The sequence below is a fragment of the Shinella sumterensis genome (assembly GCF_004514425.2).
GTDB classification, from domain to species: domain Bacteria; phylum Pseudomonadota; class Alphaproteobacteria; order Rhizobiales; family Rhizobiaceae; genus Shinella; species Shinella sumterensis.
In genome coordinates this window covers 585782-599515 of record NZ_MYFN02000001.1, presented here as the reverse complement: position 1 = coordinate 599515, position 13734 = coordinate 585782, and the positions used below count along the sequence as shown (strand labels likewise).

The 13734-nt window shown below is 63.2% G+C and carries 17 protein-coding genes; 11 read left to right on the top strand and 6 right to left on the bottom strand.

What is annotated here, in order from left to right; translation table 11 throughout:
- Positions 1–41: 41 nt before the first annotated feature.
- The 8 genes from B5M41_RS02900 to B5M41_RS02865 all read left to right on the top strand — a co-directional run bounded on the left by B5M41_RS02900 (position 42) and on the right by B5M41_RS02865 (position 4945).
- The gene (locus tag B5M41_RS02900; RefSeq protein ID WP_134648685.1) at positions 42–293 is read left to right on the top strand and encodes a hypothetical protein; all 252 of its coding nucleotides are present in this window, start codon (positions 42–44) and stop codon (positions 291–293) included.
- A gap of 171 nt (positions 294–464) precedes the next feature.
- The gene (locus B5M41_RS02895) at positions 465–674 is read left to right on the top strand and encodes a cold-shock protein (RefSeq protein ID WP_134648684.1); all 210 of its coding nucleotides are present in this window, start codon (positions 465–467) and stop codon (positions 672–674) included.
- A 130-nt stretch (positions 675–804) separates the two neighbouring features.
- Entirely contained in the window at positions 805–1029 is a 225-nt protein-coding gene (locus B5M41_RS02890) for a hypothetical protein (RefSeq protein WP_134648683.1), read from the top strand.
- A 36-nt stretch (positions 1030–1065) separates the two neighbouring features.
- Entirely contained in the window at positions 1066–1446 is a 381-nt protein-coding gene (locus B5M41_RS02885; RefSeq protein ID WP_134648682.1) for a DUF6481 family protein, read from the top strand.
- Positions 1447–1522: 76 nt separating this feature from the next.
- Positions 1523–2332, top strand: a complete 810-nt coding sequence (locus B5M41_RS02880; RefSeq protein ID WP_134648681.1) for a transglutaminase-like domain-containing protein — start codon at positions 1523–1525, stop codon at positions 2330–2332.
- A gap of 112 nt (positions 2333–2444) precedes the next feature.
- Entirely contained in the window at positions 2445–3518 is a 1074-nt protein-coding gene (locus B5M41_RS02875) for an AI-2E family transporter (RefSeq protein ID WP_134648680.1), read from the top strand.
- A 192-nt stretch (positions 3519–3710) separates the two neighbouring features.
- Positions 3711–4448 (top strand): cytochrome c oxidase assembly protein, encoded by a 738-nt coding sequence (locus B5M41_RS02870; RefSeq protein WP_134648679.1) that lies wholly within the window; start codon positions 3711–3713, stop codon positions 4446–4448.
- Positions 4445–4945 carry a CopD family protein gene (locus B5M41_RS02865; RefSeq protein ID WP_134648678.1) on the top strand — a complete coding sequence of 167 codons (501 nt, stop codon included), beginning with the start codon at positions 4445–4447 and terminating at the stop codon, positions 4943–4945. The genes B5M41_RS02870 and B5M41_RS02865 overlap by 4 nt, the downstream gene beginning before the upstream one ends.
- Here B5M41_RS02865 and B5M41_RS02860 read toward each other — a convergent pair.
- Entirely contained in the window at positions 4923–5423 is a 501-nt protein-coding gene (locus B5M41_RS02860; protein WP_370340779.1) for a DUF2231 domain-containing protein, read from the bottom strand. The two genes, B5M41_RS02865 and B5M41_RS02860, sit on opposite strands and share 23 nt — an antisense overlap.
- Positions 5424–5501: 78 nt before the next feature.
- Here B5M41_RS02860 and coxB point away from each other — a divergent pair, with 78 nt between their 5' ends.
- Genes coxB through B5M41_RS02845 form a run of 3 tightly spaced genes read left to right on the top strand, consistent with a single transcriptional unit; the run spans position 5502 to position 8967 of the window.
- Complete coding sequence (coxB, locus tag B5M41_RS02855) at positions 5502–6155, top strand: cytochrome c oxidase subunit II (RefSeq protein ID WP_134648676.1); 654 nt, start codon at positions 5502–5504, stop codon at positions 6153–6155.
- Positions 6152–8653 (top strand): cytochrome c oxidase subunit I, encoded by a 2502-nt coding sequence (gene ctaD / locus B5M41_RS02850; protein ID WP_134648675.1) that lies wholly within the window; start codon positions 6152–6154, stop codon positions 8651–8653. The genes coxB and ctaD overlap by 4 nt, the downstream gene beginning before the upstream one ends.
- On the top strand, positions 8650–8967 hold the full coding sequence (locus B5M41_RS02845; protein ID WP_134648674.1) for a hypothetical protein: 318 nt from the start codon (positions 8650–8652) through the stop codon (positions 8965–8967). The genes ctaD and B5M41_RS02845 overlap by 4 nt, the downstream gene beginning before the upstream one ends.
- A gap of 15 nt (positions 8968–8982) precedes the next feature.
- On the opposite strand, the gene B5M41_RS02840 is transcribed toward B5M41_RS02845, so the two are convergent.
- The 5 genes from B5M41_RS02840 to B5M41_RS02820 are packed head-to-tail and all read right to left on the bottom strand — an operon-like array spanning position 8983 to position 13716.
- Positions 8983–10047: an ABC transporter ATP-binding protein gene (locus tag B5M41_RS02840; protein WP_134648673.1), complete on the bottom strand. Its 1065-nt coding sequence runs from the start codon at positions 10045–10047 to the stop codon at positions 8983–8985.
- On the bottom strand, positions 10044–10967 hold the full coding sequence (locus B5M41_RS02835) for a PfkB family carbohydrate kinase (protein ID WP_134648672.1): 924 nt from the start codon (positions 10965–10967) through the stop codon (positions 10044–10046). Before B5M41_RS02835 ends, B5M41_RS02840 begins: the two co-directional genes overlap by 4 nt.
- On the bottom strand, positions 10968–11984 hold the full coding sequence (locus B5M41_RS02830; RefSeq protein ID WP_134648671.1) for an SIS domain-containing protein: 1017 nt from the start codon (positions 11982–11984) through the stop codon (positions 10968–10970).
- Positions 11985–11986: 2 nt separating this feature from the next.
- A complete protein-coding gene (locus B5M41_RS02825) occupies positions 11987–12832 on the bottom strand; it encodes a carbohydrate ABC transporter permease (RefSeq protein WP_134648670.1) in 846 nt (281 codons plus the stop codon).
- Positions 12832–13716: a carbohydrate ABC transporter permease gene (locus B5M41_RS02820; RefSeq protein WP_134648669.1), complete on the bottom strand. Its 885-nt coding sequence runs from the start codon at positions 13714–13716 to the stop codon at positions 12832–12834. Before B5M41_RS02820 ends, B5M41_RS02825 begins: the two co-directional genes overlap by 1 nt.
- Positions 13717–13734: the final 18 nt, after the last annotated feature.

Below are 13734 nucleotides of genomic sequence, written 5' to 3'. Positions count from 1 at the left end.
TGCAATCGCGCCGATGCCCTGACCATAAGCGGTGAGGTCGCATGGGCGACGATGCAAGCATAGCGTTTGATTCGCCGGTCACACCATTCGAGCAAAAGGCCGAGGCGAGCGACGCGAAGGGTGAATTCAACGGCGTGGCCATCCCTGCCTACGCCCTTTCCACCCCCTATATCCTCCCTTTGGTTGAGGTCGCCGGGATGTCGGCCAATAATCAAAGCGGTGGCTGGACGGGTCGGCGCGTGTACGTCACCACATCACAACCAAATGACGAGATGGAATGGCGAAAAAACTAATGGTTGACGCGCCTGTCTTGCGCAGGTACAAGTGCACATCGAATTTGCTTTGAGCTTTGCTTGTTGCGCGTCTGGCACCGCGCCCTGAACGAACTTCCTTTCAAAATCGCTATCATCCTCCGGCGCGCCTCGGCGCATCGGTTTCTCAATGTTGCTACGAAAGGGTTCATCATGACCACTGGCACAGTTAAATGGTTCAATTCCACCAAGGGCTTCGGCTTCATTCAGCCTGATAACGGCGACGCCGACGCGTTCGTTCACATCTCTGCCGTCGAGCGCGCCGGCATGCGCGAACTCGTCGAAGGCCAGAAGATCGGCTATGAGCTGGAGCGCGACAACAAGTCGGGCAAAATGTCGGCCTGCAATCTCCAGGCCGCCTGATCAGGGTAGCGCTTCGCCTTGACCACGGATGTACTGGCACTGCCGGAAGCGCACCACCCAAACAAGGCCAGGCAAATCGCCTGGCCTTTTGTTTTCAGCTCGACTGTCGAGCATCACCAAAGGAAATCCCATGACAGAGAAATATAGCCTGTCACGCCAGAAGGCCGAGATCGCGTTCAATGCGATCCAGACACCCTTCTTCTCCAAGGCCGAGGCGGTTGAGGAGCTGGCCGCCATCAACGAGTCCCGCGATGCCAAGACGCAACGGCTTCGCGAAGCGCGCCTTGCCAAGAAGATGGAGGACAGCGCGTCCGCCACTTCCGCTCTCCTCGCAAAGCGCGCCGCTGCGCGATGACACCTCCCTTCCAATCAAGATAGACAGGACGAAAGTTTGAAGAACGCCAGAGACAACCAGCTTTCCGACCGCCGCACGGCATCTGCCGATGCGAAGTCGGCCCTGCTGAAAGCCTATCGCGCGGCCCAGGTGACCGCGGCGCCCGCCAGAGCGGAACGCCAGGCTGAACGTGCGCTCATCGCCGCCGCACGCGAGGAGCGCCGCATCGAGCGCGAACGCGTCAAAACGGAAGAGCAGGCCCGGATCGCCGCCGAAGAGGCCACTTTGCAGGCCGAGGCACAAGCAGCCGCGCTTGCCGAGACGCACGCCCGCGAGAGCGCCGAAAAAGCGCGTGTCGCACGCGTGATCGAAGACGAGGCGGCGCGAAAAGCAGCGCGTGACCTGCGCTACGCAAACCGCAAGGCTCGGCGCGCATAGGTCTCCTGCACCCTGAATGGAACGCCAAGCATGCGAGAGCGTTGCGGGTCATTACTGCTGTTCCAGGGGCATACCAATGAAAATACGCGCCGGCTTCGATATCGGTTACGAATGCGAGAACGACACGGCCATGCTGTTGGTTCTCAACATCCATCCGAGCCGGCGCGCCGATCTGCTGACGGAGCAGGTCCTGACCTTCGACCGTCCGATCGAGGCATGGGAGTATCTCGACGGGTTCGGCAATGCCTGCAGCCGCATCGTTGCGCCGGCCGGCCTGACGACGATCTCCACCCGCTTCGAGATCTACGACAGCGGCCTGCCGGATCCCGTACCGGAAAACGCCGTCCAGCATGACATCAAGGACCTGCCCGACGACGTGCTGGTCTTCCTGCTCGGCAGCCGGTACTGCGATACGGATCGGCTGTCGGATTTCGCCTGGAAGCGGTTTTCCGCCATGCCGCTCGGCTGGCCGCGTGTGCAGGCCATCGTGGACTTCGTGCACGAACGCATAGAATTCGATTACGAGAAGGCCGATCCGCTACGAACCGCCTATGGCGGGTTCAACGACCGAACCGGCGTGTGCCGCGATTTTGCGCATCTGGCGATCACGCTTTGCCGCTGCATGAACATTCCCGCCCGCTATTGCACCGGCTATCTCGGCGATATCGGTGTCCCAAGCGATCCGCACCCCATGGATTTCAGCGCCTGGTTCGAAGTGTATCTCAGCGGTCGCTGGTACACGCTCGATGCCCGCCACAACACGCCCCGCATCGGTCGCATATTGATGGCGACGGGACGCGATGCGACAGACGTCGCGCTTTCGACGGCGTTCGGTCCCGCCCGCCTGACCCGCTTCGAGGTCGTGACGGAGGAAGCGGCAGGGTAGCTGCCGCCCTCGCAAGGGCGGTTTCCCATTGTCCTTTGCTTGAATCTGTCTTTATTGTTCACCCGCGACGTCCTGCATCCGCAGGGTGAACCGCTCAGCCAGCAAGGCAACCATGTCTGTTCAACGTACCAGCTTCTACATTCTTCTGACGCTTCTGACGGTGGCGTTCGTCTGGCTCCTCCTGCCCTATTACACCGCGATTTTCTGGGCACTCATTCTCGCCATCATCTTCTTTCCGGTTCACGCGAAACTGGAACGGCGACTGCACGGCCGCAGCAGCATCGCGGCCTTGCTAACGGTGCTGTTGTGCGTCTGCCTCGTCATCGTGCCCGCCATGGTCATACTCGGCTCTCTCATCCAGGAAGGTACAAGCCTCTATGAGAAGATCAGCAACAAGGAAATCGACCTGAACGCCTATCTCACGGGCATTCAGAATGCGTTGCCGGCAAGCGTCGAAAACTGGCTGAATTCGATGCGGCTCGGCGGCTTCGCGGAACTGCGCGAGCAGATCTCATCGGCCTTCATGCAGGCGGGTCAGTCCATTGCAGGAACCATTTTGAGCTTCGGCCAGAACACCCTGCAGTTTTTCGTCAGCTTCGGCATCCTGCTCTATCTGCTGTTCTTCCTGTTCAGGGATGGCGCCGCGCTGGGCGTGACGATCCGCAAGGCGATACCGCTGAGTGACGACTACAGCCGCAAATTCGTCGACAAGGTCGCGGATGTCGTGCGCGCGACGGTCAAAGGCAACATCATCATCGCGATCGTCCAGGGCACCATTGGCGGCGTCAGCTTCTGGGCCCTGGGTATCGAGGGCGCGCTCTTATGGGGCGTCGTCATGACGTTCCTGTCGATGTTGCCCGCCGTCGGTGCGGCGCTGGTCTGGATTCCGGCCGCGATCTGGCTCTTTCTCGCGGGCGCCTGGCTGAAGGGCGTGATCCTGGTTCTCATCGGCGTGTTCGTGATCGGGCTGATCGACAACCTGCTGCGTCCGCCGCTTGTGGGCAAAGGAACACGGCTGCCCGATTATGTCGTGCTGATCTCGACGGTCGGGGGCATTTCACTGTTCGGCATCAATGGCTTCGTGATCGGTCCCCTGATCGCCGCCCTCTTCATCTCCGCGTGGTCACTCTTTACCGAGGAGCAGAACGCTCAGAAAGCAAGGCCCACGGATATCACCGCCCCGTAGATTTCTCGCATAATCCAGCTATCCGCATCGTCGGCCGAAAAAAGCAGCCAATTGATGGACTTGCCGCAGCAGCGACCTATGTCGCTTCGGACAGGGGCAATTCGGGCGGCGCGGCGACGCCGGCCGAAGCACGCGGGCCAGTCGGCCCGCTTGTGACGACGCCCAGGCGTGAAGCACCGAGCGGAGAGAACGATGCCGAACGACGAAATCTATTGCGGACCGGCGCCGGATCTTCTGTCGCTGCCCTGGCGCTGGAACTTCGATCCCGTTCTGCTTGCTGCGCTGGCGCTGCTCTCGTTCGCCCTTTATCGACATAGCCGCGACGGGGTTCATCGCAGCTATGCCGCCGCCGCCATGGCGGTACTGCTCATCGCCTTCGTGTCGCCGCTCTGCGCGCTGGCGTCCGCGCTGTTCTCCGCCAGGGTGCTTCACCACATTCTGCTCGTCGCTGTCGCAGCGCCTCTTCTGGTCCTTGCTCTGGGCCGACGGCCGTGGCGCCCTCGCGCGCCGCACGTGGCGTTTGCCGCCCATACACTGCTGTTCTGGCTCTGGCACTCTCCGGTTGCCTATCAGTTCGCGCTCTCCTCCCATGCCGCCTACTGGCTGATGCAGCTTTCGCTGCTCGGCTCGGCGGTCTGGCTCTGGATGGTCGCACTCGATCAGCGCACGTCGGCCGGCAATGCCTGCGCGCTTTTGTTCGGCACGGTCCTGCAGATGGGCATGCTGGCCGCCCTGCTCACCTTTTCACGCGGTCCGCTCTATGACGCGCACGTGTCGACGACCGCGGCTTTCGGCCTTTCACCGCTCGAAGACCAGCAATTGGCGGGTGTTCTGATGTGGGTTCCGGCCGCCGGTCCCTATCTGGTCGCCATGCTGTGGCGCATCCGCATTCTGCTTTCGCAGAACAGCCTTGATAGGCCGGCGTCGTGATCGCGCTTGCCAAATTCGTGCATATCGCCGCCATCGCAATCTGGGCGGCCGGCATCGTCAGTCTGCCGGGACTTTATGTGCAGCGCGCCCACGCAAAGGATGAGGACGCGCTCTTGCGTTTGCAGCGGCTGGTGCGGTTTGCCTATATCGGCATCATCTCGCCGGCAGCGTTCGTGGCCGTTCTGACCGGAACGATGCTGATCTTCCTGCGCCAGACCTTCGAGCCCTGGTTCTCCGTCAAGCTCGCGCTCGTGGGCCTCCTCGCCATCCTGCATGTGCTGACGGGCCTCGTCGTCATCAGGCTTTTCCGCGATGGCGAAATCTATCCGACCTGGCGCTTCATCACGGCCACCATCCTCAGCGGCGGGGTCGTCATCGCGATCTTCTTTATCGTTCTGGCCAAGCCGGCGATGGATCTCGCGCTTTTCGACGTACTCTCCGAACCGGGCGGCCTGAAGCGTCTCTACGATGAATTCAATCCTTTGCGGAAACCATGAGGCCGACGCCGTGATCGAAGATGAGCTTGCCGCCATGCCAACCCGCCATTCCCGTCAGGACTGCCGCCAGGCCGGAAAGAAGAAGGCCCTGCGGGAGAACGTCGAGTGGGTTCATGACGCGCGTGCCCCAGTTGGCGCCCATCACGGCAATGAGGGTCATGGCGGAAATGGCATGGGCCCAACTGGCCGCGCGCGCGCGAATGCCGGGCACCAGCAGCAATTCGACCGTGCCGACGAGGCCGGCCGCCATGCCAAGGAAAAATGCGCCGCCGGAAGACCACAGCCCGACACGAAGCCAGAACGTATCGCCCGTCCACCAGTAGAGCATGTCGACGCCAAGCGTGGCGAAGACGAAAGCGATGGGAAAGTGCACGCTCATGGCATGCAGCGGATGCCCGCTGATGGCGACCAGCGAACTGGCGTCCTTCTCCTCGACCTTCTGGATGACGGGATTGTCCTTGTCCTGCGTTTCTTCCATGCGCATTCTCCCTTCCCGCCGATAACCGTACGACAAGCAATCGGGTTCCGTACCGTCCTTGCCTTTTCGTTCCCCCTCATGCTCGCCGGCTGCACGGGCGATCTTTCCGCGCTCGATCCGGCCGGCCCCTTTGCCGGCGCCATCGCGAACCTCTGGTGGCTGATGCTGGCTGGCGCGGCGGCGATCTTCCTGCTTGTCCTCGGGCTTTTCCTGCTTGTCATTTTCCGGCCGGGGAGCGGACGGCGGGTATCGCCTTCCCGCTGGATCTGGATGGGAGGGATCGCCTTTCCGCTCGTCACACTGATCGCTCTGATCGGCCACGGACTGATGCGTGGGGAGTATATCCTCAACCTGGGGATCGGCGGCGCACCGTTCGAGGTGGAGGCGCGCGGCAGCAGGTGGCGCTGGGACTTCCGCTATGCCGAGGGTGTGCGGACGAGCGAAGCCATCCTTCACATTCCGACGGGCAGGACGGTCGTGGTGACGGCGACCAGCGATGACGTGATCCACAGCTTCTGGGTGCCGCGGCTTGGGGGCAAGATCGACGCGATCCCGGGTCACGCCGCCACGGTGCGCATCCTCGCGGACCGTCCCGGCATCTATGGCGGCATCTGTTCGGAATATTGCGGAACCGGTCACGACGGGATGGTGTTCGAAGTGCATGCGCATGCACCCGAGGACTTCGCGGCCGTTCTGGCCGGTCTGCCCGAAGCGCAGGAGCCAGCCCGATGACGCAATCCCCCCGCAAATCGGCGCTGCGCCTCCATCGTGAATTGACGGCCATCTGGGGCACGCCGCCGGGATGGGGCCGCCTCCAGGCGGTCAACCATACCATCATCGGCAAGCGCTTCATGATGACGGCCCTGGTCTTCTTTGCCATCGGCGGCATCCTGGCCATGTTGATCCGCACGCAACTCGCCACGACGCAGAGCGCGTTTCTCGACGCAGCCAGCTACGCGCAGGTCTTCACCATGCATGGCGTGGTGATGATGTTCCTCTTCGCCATTCCCTTCTTCGAGGGGTTGGCGATGTATCTGCTGCCGAAGATGCTGGGCAGCCGCGACCTCGCGTTCCCGCGCATGTCGGCCTACGGCTACTGGTGCTACCTTTTCGGCGGCACGTTTCTCGTCGGTGCGCTCGTTGCGGGCGTCGCGCCCGATGGCGGCTGGTTCATGTACACGCCGCTATCGTCATCGACCTATTCGCCCGGCGTCAATGCCGATGTCTGGCTGCTCGGCATTACCTTCGTCGAAATCTCGGCGCTGTCCGCCGCAGTCGAGATCCTCGTGTCGGTGCTGAAGCTTCGCGCGCCCGGCATGTCGCTCACGCGGATGCCGATCTTCGCCTGGTACATGCTCATCGTGGCCGGCATGATGCTGATCGGCTTTCCGCCGCTCATTCTGGGGTCGATCCTGCTGGAGGCAGAGCGAGCCTTCGGCCTGCCCTTCTTCGATCCGACCCGCGGTGGCGATCCGCTGCTGTGGCAACACCTTTTCTGGCTGTTCGGCCATCCCGAAGTCTATATCATCTTCTTGCCGGCGGCCGGCGCGCTCTCGACGATCATTCCGACGCTCGCGCGTCGCCCGCTCGAAGGTTACGAAATCGTCGTGGCGGCGGTCATCGCCCTCGCATTCCTCTCCTTCGGACTTTGGGTCCACCACATGTACACGGTCGGCATTCCCCATGTCGCGCTTTCCTTCTTCTCGGCCGCCAGCGGGCTGGCGGCGGTTCCGACCGGCGTTCAGATCTTCGCCTGGCTTGCCACGCTCGCTCACGGAAAGCCGCGCATGTCGGTGCCCATGCTTCACATATTCGGCTTCATGTTCGTCTTCGTCCTGGGTGGGCTGACTGGCGTCATGCTTGCCATGGTGCCCTTCGACTGGCAGGCGCATGATACGCATTTCGTCGTCGCACATCTGCATTACGTGCTGGTCGGCGGCTTCGTCTTTCCCATGCTTGCCGCCGCCTATTACTGGCTGCCGCACATCTTCGGCCGGCAGGCCGTGCAGCATCTTTCGCACGCCGCCTTCTGGATGATCTTCATCGGCTTCAACCTGACCTTTTTCGCCATGCACCTGACGGGACTGCGCGGCATGCCGCGGCGCATCTCGATCTATCCGCCGGAGGCAGGCTGGGAAACGCTCAATTTCGTCTCCTCGATGGGCGGCTTCATCATGACGACGGGCTTTGCCCTCGTCGCACTGGACCTGCTGCTGCTCGCCGTTTTCGGAAAGCCCTTCCGCCGCAATCCGTGGCAGGCCGGCACGCTGGAATGGGCCATGCCGACACCGCCGCCCGCCTATGCCTTCGCGTCGCTTCCCGAAATCTCGGCCCGCGCCGACCAGCTCGATCCGGACAGGCTCGGGCCGGTGCTGGCTTCGGGACAAGGATATCTTGGCGCGACGCGGCACGGCTGGATGGAGATTATCGGCGTCGACATGGTGACGGGAAAGCCCGAACAGGTCGTCGTCCTGCCAAAGAGAACCTGTCTGCCCTTGCTGACGGCGATCGCGACCGGCAGCTTCTTTGCGCTTCTCCTCGTGAAGCTCTACTGGCTCGCGCCCCTCGCACTCCTGATCGTCACGGCGCTGTTCCTGCTCTGGACCCGCGATTGCGGCCTGAAATCGGATCTTGCCGCTCTCGCTGTCGGCCACGGCACCGACCTCCCGCATCACTACCAGACAGCGCGGCCTCCATCCTATTGGGCAATGGTCTTCACCCTTACCGCTGACGCCACGCTCTTCGCGTCGTTGTTGTTCGGCTCGCTGTTTCTCTGGCTGTCGGCCCCGAACTGGCCGCCCGAAAGCGTTATCCCCATAGATGCCACGACATCGGTGATTTCGGCGGTCGCCCTCATCGTGGCCGCAGGCTTGGGGCGTGGAACCTTCACGAGCCGAACCGTAGGAAATCTCTGCATCGTCGCGGTCGCCTATGCCGTCGCGCTCCTGGCTCTCGGCTATGTCCTCATCGAGATCCACGCCGAGGCGACACGGCACGCGGCGGTGGCCAGCATCTTTGCCGTCAAGGCCTATGCGGTCCTGCATGTCTTCATCGGCCTCATCCTGTCGCTGTTCTGTCTGTGGCGTGTCAGACGCGGATATGTCTCCGCCCGCAGGGACCTCGATTTGCGTCTTGGCCGCCAATGGCACCTGTTCACGCTCACCACGGGCTTGATCGCCCTGGCATTCCCGTTCGTCATCAACCTCCTCGCCGGAGGGACAGGCCCATGAGCGGACGCGCGGTGTTTGGCATTCTCATCGGCTGGATCGGCTGGGCGGGCGGGTTCTTGCTTCTTTATGTCCTCCAGGCGACAGGGTGCCGGGCCGGGTGGGACGGGCATCTGCTCGGCCCGATCTCTGCGCTGCGCCTGTTGCTGATCATCACGACGGTGGCAATCGTCCTTGTGCTGATCTGGGTCACCGTGAAGGCAAACCGGCATGGCTCGACGTCTTCGTTGGCGAGGATCGGTGTCCTGGCAAACAGCGCGGCAATCCTCGCCGCCCTGTGTTTTACCGGCGTGATTTGGCTGCGGCTCTGCGCGTGAGGTGACAGAAAACGGTCAGTTGAGACGCTGCTCGGTTTCGGCGTCGAAGACATGAAAGGCCGTGGCATCGGCATTGATGGTGATCTCATCCCCGGCCTTTATGCCCGCGTCCGCCGGCATGGCCGCCACGACACGCTGATCGCCGATCCGCGCGGTGACGACGAGCTCCGGTCCGGTCAGCTCGGCAACCTCGCAGCGCGCGTCGCGGAACAAGGGCTCGCGCGATTTGCCGATCGCTTCCGGGCGGATGCCGAGTGTGACGCGACGGCCCGGCGCAATGGCTTCCAGCCCCGCAACGGCTACCGTCGCCGTCGTCCCGTCGATCGTCACGCCACTGTCTCCCATCGTTCCGGCAAGCAGGTTCATGGGCAGCGCGCCGACAAAGGTCGCGACATAGAGCGTCGCCGGACGATTATAGATGTTTTCAGGTGTGTCGAGTTGCTCGATGCGTCCGTTACGCATGACAGCGATGCGCGTCGCAAGCGTCATTGCCTCGATCTGGTCATGCGTCACATAGACGACCGTCGTCTTGGTCAGCTGGTGCAGGCGCTTCAGCTCGGTGCGCATTTCCAGGCGAAGCTTCGCGTCGAGGTTGGACAGCGGTTCGTCGAACAGGAAGACCTTCGGATTGCGCACCAGCGCGCGGCCGATGGCGACCCGCTGGCGCTGGCCGCCTGAAAGCTGGGCCGGCTTGCGATCCAGCAGGTTTTCGATCTGCAACAGGCGTGCCGTCTCCAGCACCGCTCTGTCCCGCTCGGCCTTTTCTACCTTGCGCATTTCCAGCCCGAAGCCGATGTTTCGATGCACGGTGAGATTGGGATAGAGCGCGTAGGACTGGAAGACCATGGCGATGTCCCGGTCCTTCGGATGCACGCCGATGATCGAGCGCTCATCGATACGCACGTCGCCGCTGGTCGGTTCGCCGAGGCCTGCGATGATGTTGAGCAGGGTGGACTTGCCGCAACCGGAAGCGCCGAGCAGAACAAGGAATTCGCCGCTTTGCAGGGCGATGTCGATGCCCTTCAGCGTCTCGACCGGACCGTAGCTCTTGCGGATTGCATCGATGGTCAGGGTGCTCATGCCAGGGCTTTCTGCTGGGTGGCTTCGTAACGTCGCGGATGGGTCGAAATGGCGCGCGAGGCAACGCCTGTTCCTGCTTCAAGGCTCGCCTTCACGCCCTTGCCGTCCGCATAGGCCGCAAGAAAGGCCGCATTGAACACATCGCCGGCGCCGATCGTATCGACCACGGCGACCCGCGGCGCGTCCACATGGGTCACGGCACCATTGCCTTCGATGGCAATCGCCCCCTTTGGCCCGCACTTCACAACCACGAGACTATCGGCCGGCATTCCCTGCTGCAGGATACGACCGGCCTCGACGGGATCGGAAACGCCGGCGAGGTTCGTCGTTTCCACTTCGTTGAGCAGCGCGATCCGGCAACGTGACAGCCACGACGCGGCGGCACGCCTGTTGCCGTCGGTCCATCCCTCCAGCGGCCAACCCGTATCGAGTGCGACGCAGATGTGATGGCGATCCGCCCAATCGAACAGGGCGAAATAGTCCTCCACCAGCTTGTCGGTGAGGAAGGAGCCGCAAAGAAGGGCAATACCGCCGCGAAGGCGTTCGCCGTCGAGCACCGCGAAGACATCCTCCAGGCTGAACAGCGGCAGATGGCCACGCGTCGTGAAGAAGGTTCGTTCGCCATCCGGATGGGTGATGCCGACGGACAGCGTAGTGCTTTCGCCGTGCACGGGCCAATGTCGTGCGTGGTCGCCGAAGCTTGCGGCAAGCCATGTGCCGAACTGATCCCGGCCGATGCTCGCGGCGATCTCGAAGGGTGTGCCGAGCGCCATCCACGCCAGCGCCGTATTGCCCGCCGACCCGCCGACCCGCAGTTCGTCGTGATCGACGATAATTTCGGTTCCCGGCTGCGGCCAGGGCGCGGCCGGTCCCATGATGAGGTCGACATTGACGTTTCCGATGACGGCGAGCGGTCTCACTCATTCGCTCCGGGTAATCTTGGTCGACCGCACCGGCGTTCCCGCGTCGGGAACGCGTGCTTCGGCGAACGCGATCATCAGGCGCTGCGCCGTCGGCAACATCGCGAAGATCGCGGCAAGGCCGTTCGATGCCGGAAAGGCGATCGTCGAGGCGCCCGCAACCGGAGGCCGGCCGGAGCAGTCGAACATCACGAGTTTGGCGCCGGTACCGGCAACGGAAACCGCCATCGCGGTCACCAGATCGGCGGTCTCGTCGTCACCGCGAAAGAGGATGACGCCCATCTGGGGAGAAAGCATTTCCATCGGCCCGTGGCGCAACTGCCCGCCCTCCAGCGAGAAGCTTGGTATCCGGGAGAGTTCCGCAAAGCCAAGCGCGATGGCTTCGGCCATGCCCTGCAATCGGCGCCCGGACGTCACGACCGATTGCACGTCCGAAAGGGTGGCGACAGCCTCGTCGATCGACGGCGCCAGGGGCGTCTCCAGGGCTGCGAGCGCCGTTGACATGTCCTCGCCCAGTGCTGCGAAAATGGCCAGATGCAACGCAAAACTGATGGTGAGGCTGCGCGTCGCGGCGAAAGCCTGCTCGGTGCCCCCCGCACCCACGAGGCAGGGAGCACTGCGGCCGAGGAAGGAGCCGCTCTCGAGCGTAAGGCCGAAGGTATCGGCATTGCCGCCCGTCTCCGCAAACCAGCGCAACACTTCCGCGCTTTCGCCGGACTGCGAGGTGATGAAGACCGTCCGCCCCTCCAGGGAAAGCGGTGCGAAAAGCTGTTCCGACAGGGGCACGGCGATGGCATCGATGCCAAGGGCGCGGTAGAGCGGCTCGACGGCCCGTCCGACGGCGTGCGAACCGCCCATGCCGAGCAGCAGAAGCTTGCCGGTCCGCTTCAGGCTGGCAGCGGCCTTTCCGGCCACCTCGGCGCTGCTGCGGAAGGATGCGATGGCATCGGCATGCTGGCGTGCCATCTCGCGATCGATTGCCTGAAGCCCCTCCGGCCGGTTTGTCGTCTCGGTCATGGTCATCCTTTCACACCGCCGCTGGTGAGGCCCGAAATCAGGGCCCGTTGCATGATGAGGCCGACCAGTACCGGCGGCAGCGCGGCAAGCACGCCAGCCGTCGCGATCAGCCCGTAATCGGAAACCCTGCCGCCCGCGAGTTCGGCGATCGCAACCGTGAGGGTTCGGGCGCGCTGATCCGAAGTGAACAGCAGCGCATAAAAGAACTCGTCCCAGGCCAGCAGGAAGGCGAAGAGCGCCGAGGTCGCGACGATGGGCATGGCGAGCGGCAGGGTAATGATGCGCAGGGTCGCAAACAGGCTCGCGCCATCCATCATCGCCGCCTGCTCTATCTCACGCGGAATACCGTCGAAGCCGGACTTCATGAGCCACGTCGTGAAGGGTGCCAGAATGGTCAGATAGACCAATGCCAGCCCGAAGACGGAGTTGAGCAGTCCGAAGGACGCGAGCGCCATATAGAGCGGCACGGCAAGCGCGACCGGCGGCAGCATGTAGGTGGCGATCACGAGCGACAGGGACCAGCTGATGGCGGGGGTGCGCGAGACGGCCCACCCGGCCGGCACCGCAAGCGCAATGGCAGCAAGCGTCGCCATGCCGGCAACGAGGACGCTGTTGACCAGCGAAGCAACGAAGTTGGCGCCCGCACTGTTGGGTATGCTCGAAAGCAATGTCGCGTAGCGCGAGAAATCCATCGCGCTCGGCCACCAATTCAGCGGTCGGGCAACGAGATCGGCGGCCGGCGAGATGCTCATCACGAAGAGCCAGAAGACCGGCGCGACGATGACGACGGTGAGAAGCAGCGCCGCGGTATGAATGAGGATGGAAGCGAGAAGGCTGCGGCGTTCCATCAGGTGGCACTCCCCGCCGTGCGGCGCACCAGCATGCCGTAGCCGACGGCAAGCACCGTCACGATGAGCGTGACGACCAGGGCAAGCGACGCCCCGGAGCCCGCGCGCTGGAAGGAGAACGCCTCCTGGTAGACGAGGATCGACAAGGTCCGCGTCGAATTGGCCGGACCGCCGCGCGTCATCACCCAGATAATGTCGAACACCTTGAACGCCTCGATGGTGCGCAGCACCAGCGCAACCATCAACGGGCCGGCGAGATAGGGCAGGATGACGAAGCGGAAACGCGCGAAGGGGCCTGCGCCATCGACGAGCGATGCGGCCGTGATATCGCGCGGCACTGCCTGGAGCGCGGCAAGTGCGATGAGCGCCACGAGCGGAAAATTCTTCCAGCAGTCCGCGACGATGAGCGCGGTCATGGCCGTGCCCGGCTCGCCCAGCCATGAACGATAGCTGTCGAGCAATCCGATCTGCGTGAGCGCGGAATTCAGCGCGCCGTATTCGGGATTGTAGATCAGCCGCCACAAAGTTGCGTTGACCACGGTCGGCAACGCCCAGGGCAGGATCAGCAGGGCGCGCAGCACGGCGCGGCCGTAGAACTGCTGGCTCAGGAGAAGAGCGGCCAGAACGCCGATCACCATTTCCGCGGTGACGGAGATGACGGCAAACCATGTCGTGGCAAAGAGCGCACGCTGGAAGTTGCTGCTCGACAACATCTTCACATAGTTGTCGAATCCGACGAAGGCGCCGCCGGTCCCGACGAGCTTGGCGTCGGTGAAGGAAAGCCTGACGGTATCGATCATCGGCCAGCCGATGACGGCGGTCATGATGATCAGAAGGGGCAGCATGAGAAGCCACGCCCGGGTCGTCATCCAGGTGCTGGACATCACGTCTCTTCGTCGCTT

Coding starts and splice junctions, on each gene's coding strand:
- B5M41_RS02840 (WP_134648673.1), bottom strand. CDS start 10,047: ATGAGCACCCTGACCATCGATGCAATCCGCAAGAGCTACGGTCCGGTC.
- B5M41_RS02825 (WP_134648670.1), bottom strand. CDS start 12,832: ATGGAACGCCGCAGCCTTCTCGCTTCCATCCTCATTCATACCGCGGCG.
- B5M41_RS02875 (WP_134648680.1), top strand. CDS start 2,445: ATGTCTGTTCAACGTACCAGCTTCTACATTCTTCTGACGCTTCTGACG.
- B5M41_RS02890 (WP_134648683.1), top strand. CDS start 805: ATGACAGAGAAATATAGCCTGTCACGCCAGAAGGCCGAGATCGCGTTC.
- B5M41_RS02845 (WP_134648674.1), top strand. CDS start 8,650: ATGAGCGGACGCGCGGTGTTTGGCATTCTCATCGGCTGGATCGGCTGG.
- coxB (WP_134648676.1), top strand. CDS start 5,502: ATGCTCGCCGGCTGCACGGGCGATCTTTCCGCGCTCGATCCGGCCGGC.
- ctaD (WP_134648675.1), top strand. CDS start 6,152: ATGACGCAATCCCCCCGCAAATCGGCGCTGCGCCTCCATCGTGAATTG.
- B5M41_RS02900 (WP_134648685.1), top strand. CDS start 42: ATGGGCGACGATGCAAGCATAGCGTTTGATTCGCCGGTCACACCATTC.
- B5M41_RS02830 (WP_134648671.1), bottom strand. CDS start 11,984: ATGACCGAGACGACAAACCGGCCGGAGGGGCTTCAGGCAATCGATCGC.
- B5M41_RS02880 (WP_134648681.1), top strand. CDS start 1,523: ATGAAAATACGCGCCGGCTTCGATATCGGTTACGAATGCGAGAACGAC.
- B5M41_RS02870 (WP_134648679.1), top strand. CDS start 3,711: ATGCCGAACGACGAAATCTATTGCGGACCGGCGCCGGATCTTCTGTCG.
- B5M41_RS02895 (WP_134648684.1), top strand. CDS start 465: ATGACCACTGGCACAGTTAAATGGTTCAATTCCACCAAGGGCTTCGGC.
- B5M41_RS02860 (WP_370340779.1), bottom strand. CDS start 5,423: ATGGAAGAAACGCAGGACAAGGACAATCCCGTCATCCAGAAGGTCGAG.
- B5M41_RS02820 (WP_134648669.1), bottom strand. CDS start 13,716: ATGTCCAGCACCTGGATGACGACCCGGGCGTGGCTTCTCATGCTGCCC.